This is a genomic window from Actinomadura geliboluensis (assembly GCF_005889745.1).
In the GTDB taxonomy this organism is placed as follows: Bacteria; Actinomycetota; Actinomycetes; order Streptosporangiales; family Streptosporangiaceae; genus Spirillospora; species Spirillospora geliboluensis.
The window spans coordinates 1-3252 of record NZ_VCKZ01000637.1; the positions used below are offsets into that span (position 1 = coordinate 1).

General features: G+C 74.0%; 3 protein-coding genes. 1 reads left to right on the top strand and 2 read right to left on the bottom strand.

Annotated elements, in window-relative coordinates; all coding sequences use genetic code 11:
- Positions 1-1268, bottom strand: a 1268-nt coding sequence (locus ETD96_RS42825) for an MFS transporter (protein WP_138642195.1), incomplete at its 3' end; no start/stop codon positions are given.
- A 108-nt stretch (positions 1269-1376) separates the two neighbouring features.
- On the opposite strand from ETD96_RS42825, the gene ETD96_RS42830 reads away from it, so the two are divergent.
- Positions 1377-2108, top strand: coding sequence for a TetR/AcrR family transcriptional regulator (locus ETD96_RS42830; RefSeq protein WP_240808634.1), 732 nt, complete (start codon positions 1377-1379; stop codon positions 2106-2108).
- Between the two features lie 112 nt (positions 2109-2220).
- On the opposite strand, the gene ETD96_RS45555 is transcribed toward ETD96_RS42830, so the two are convergent.
- The coding region (locus ETD96_RS45555; RefSeq protein WP_171069518.1) for a hypothetical protein at positions 2221-3252 on the bottom strand (1032 nt) is incomplete at its 5' end.

Sequence of the window (3252 nt, forward strand, 5' to 3'; positions counted from 1 at the left end):
ATGTCCGGGAGGGCGGCGGCGTAGGCGGCGGAGACGACGCTGCCGAGGACGGCGACGCCGAGCGCGCTGCCGAGTTCCTGCCCGGCGTCGTTCACCGCCGACCCGACCCCCGCCTCCTCGGGCGGGACGGCGGCCATGAGCGTGCTGTAGGCGGGCGGGGTGCCGAGTCCCGCGCCGAGGCCGAGGACGGTGAGCCCGGCGGCGAGCGCGGCGTAGCCACCGTCCGCTGAGGTGAGGCCGAGGGCGCCGAAGCCGGCCGCCACCGCGGCGAACCCGGAGACGAGGGCGGGGCGGGCGCCGAACCGCGACTCCAGGGACGCGCCGACGCCGTTGCCGACGGCCGCGGCGACGGCGACGGGCAGCAGCGCCAGCCCCGCCTTGAGCGGCCCGTACCCGAGGACGAACTGCAGGAGCTGGGTCAGCGCGAACAGCATCCCGGCGAGCGCGAAGCCGAACAGCGCGATCATGGTCGCGGCGCCGGCGAAGTTCCGGTCGCGGAGCAGGCGCAGGTCCAGCATCGGCTCGGGGTTGCGGTGCTGCCACAGGACGAACAGGGCGAGCGCGGCGATCCCCGCGGCGAGGCCGCCGACCGTGCGGGCGCCCGTCCAGCCGTGCGCGGGCCCGGAGATGATCGCCCACACCAGCGCCGCCATGCCGGCCGTGGACAGCACGGCGCCGGGCACGTCGAGGCGGCGGCGCGGCCCCCGGGACTCGGGGACGAGCAGCAGCAGCCCGGCCACGGCGACCACCGTGACGGGCACGTTCACCAGGAAGACCGAGCCCCACCAGAAGTGCTCCAGCAGGAACCCGCCGAGCGTCGGCCCGGCGGCGAGCCCGACCATGGACGTGGCGCCCCAGATGGCGAACGCCTTGGCGCGCTCGTCCGGCCCGAACACCTGCGCCATGATCGACAGCGTCCCGGGCATCAGCAGCGCGCCGCCCGCGCCCATGAGGCCGCGCATCGCGACGAGCTGGGCGGGGCTCGCGGCGAAGGCGGCGAGCAGCGACCCGGCGCCGAACAGCGCGAAGCCGATCAGCATCGCGCGGCGGCGGCCGTGCCGGTCGCCCAGGCTGCCCGCGGTGATCAGCAGGCCGGCGAACACCAGCGAGTAGGCGTCGATCACCCACTGGACGTCGGCGGTGGTGGCGTCCAGCTCCCGGAGCAGGGACGGGATCGCCACGTTCAGGATCGTGTTGTCGACCACGACGACGAAGAGGCTGAGGCACAGGACGCCGAGGATCTGCCAGCGGCGCGGATGCGGTGCCATGCGTCGCCCCCTTTCTCGTACACCGTTCGATTAGACCCGCACACTGTACGACTCGGATCGCACGGTGTTCAAGTCTCGTACCCTGTGCGAGAACGGAAGGAGGCCCCCGTGCCCGAGGAGAAGCCGTCCGGGGAGCAGGTGCCCGAGGAGAAGGTGGCGTCCGTCTGGGTGCGTCCCGAGCGGGCCCGGCGCGGGCGGCCCGCGCTCAGCCGGGCGCAGATCGTGGACGCCGCGCTCGGCCTGCTGGACGCCGAAGGGCTGGACGGGCTCAGCATGCGCCGCCTCGGCACCCGGCTGAACTCCGGCGCGACCTCGGTCTACTGGCACGTCGCGAACAAGGACGAACTGCTGGAGCTCGCCCTCGACCGGGTCATGGCCGAGGTGGAGGTCCCGGCGGGCGGTGACTGGCGGGCGTCCGCCACCGGGTACGCGCGGAGCCTCCGCGCGATGATCCACCGGCATCCGTGGACGGTCACCCTGTTCGGCGGCCGTCCGATGATCGGCCCGAACGCGACCCGCGTCCTGGACGAGGTGCTCGGCGCGTTCGGCGCCGCCGGGTTCACCGGGTTCGGCCTGGAGTACGCCTGGTCCGCCGTGGTCGACTACGTGATCGGCGCGGCCGGGAGCGAGGCGAGCTGGCAGCGTGGGCAGTCCGGGACGTCCTCGGCCGACTGGGTCCGCAGGCTCGGCCCCTACCTCGCAGAGCTGGACGCGCAGCGGCCCGCCCTCGCGTCCCACATCCGCGAGATCTGGATGAAGGAGACCGGCGACGTCCTGGAGGGCCGGTTCGCGTTCGGGCTCGCCTGCGTCCTCGACGGCCTCGAAGCCCGCCGCCTCTAGAGGGGTTCATGCACGATGCCCTCCGCCCGGACGGTGGGCGGAGGGCATCGGCAGGGGGGAGGCGGTTTCTCGCCACGGGATAACGGCAGCGCTCACCCCCAGTCCGGAGGCATCAGAACGGCAGCTCCGCGGGCGGCTTCGGCTTGGTGTCGGTCCAGCCCGACGACCGGACGGCCACGTAGTTGATGATGAAGCCGGGCTTCATCTCCGCGTACGGCCCGCCGGGCTTGGTCAGCGTGTCCTGGACGGACAGGACGCCACCGGTCTTCTCATCGAAGACGATCACCAGCCGGTGGCCGTAGTCGCCCTGCTCGGCCTTCGGCCCGCCGTACTCGCCGGTGATCTCCGCGGTGCGCTCAGGGGCGGCCAGCGCGACGCCGTCGCGGCCCAGCGGGTCGGCGACGCGGCCGATCGCCTGGATGCCCGGCCGGGAGGCCAGCGCCCGCATCAGCCCCGCGCGCACCTTCGGCGGGACGGGGGTGCCGCCGAGGATCCCCGACGTCCGCCAGATCCCGGCGGAGGCCGTCGCCTCCTCGGTCGGCTTCCGGCCGCGCTTCGCGAGGGGACCCATCCCCCGGAGCATCTCCTCGCCGCTCAGGAACTTCTCGGCGAGCGCGGCCGGGTCGGTCGGCAGGTTCTGCCACTCCTCGGCCGGCTCGCCGAGGAACTCGCCGCCGCCCTCCGGATCGACGCCGACCTCGGGGCCGTCCGACCGCCACTTCGTCGCCTCGGCGCTGTAGGTGTAGTAGTGGTCGTTCGACCAGACCCGGAACTTCGACGGCGACCCGGCCTTCTTCCAGAGCGCCTCGTCCTGCGCCGTGAGCGGGCGGGCGGGCAGGTCGCGCCCGTAGTACGCCTCGCCGGTCCCCTTCTTCACGCCGGTCCAGTTGAACGACTCGCTCGCCGCGCCGACGATCGCGTACGTGCCGGTCTTCGCCCGGATGATGTACGACTGCCCGTCGATGCGGTCGGTGTACCAGTACTTGCCGGTCGGGGTCAGTTCGACCTTGGCGGCCGCCGCGAGCACCGCCTGCTTGTTGAGGTCGACGCCGCCGGGCGTGTCCGGCGACCCCGGCGATCCGGGCGTCCCCTGGCCGGTGAGCGCGACCGCGACGGCCGCCGCGGCGCCGGCGGCGACCAGCCC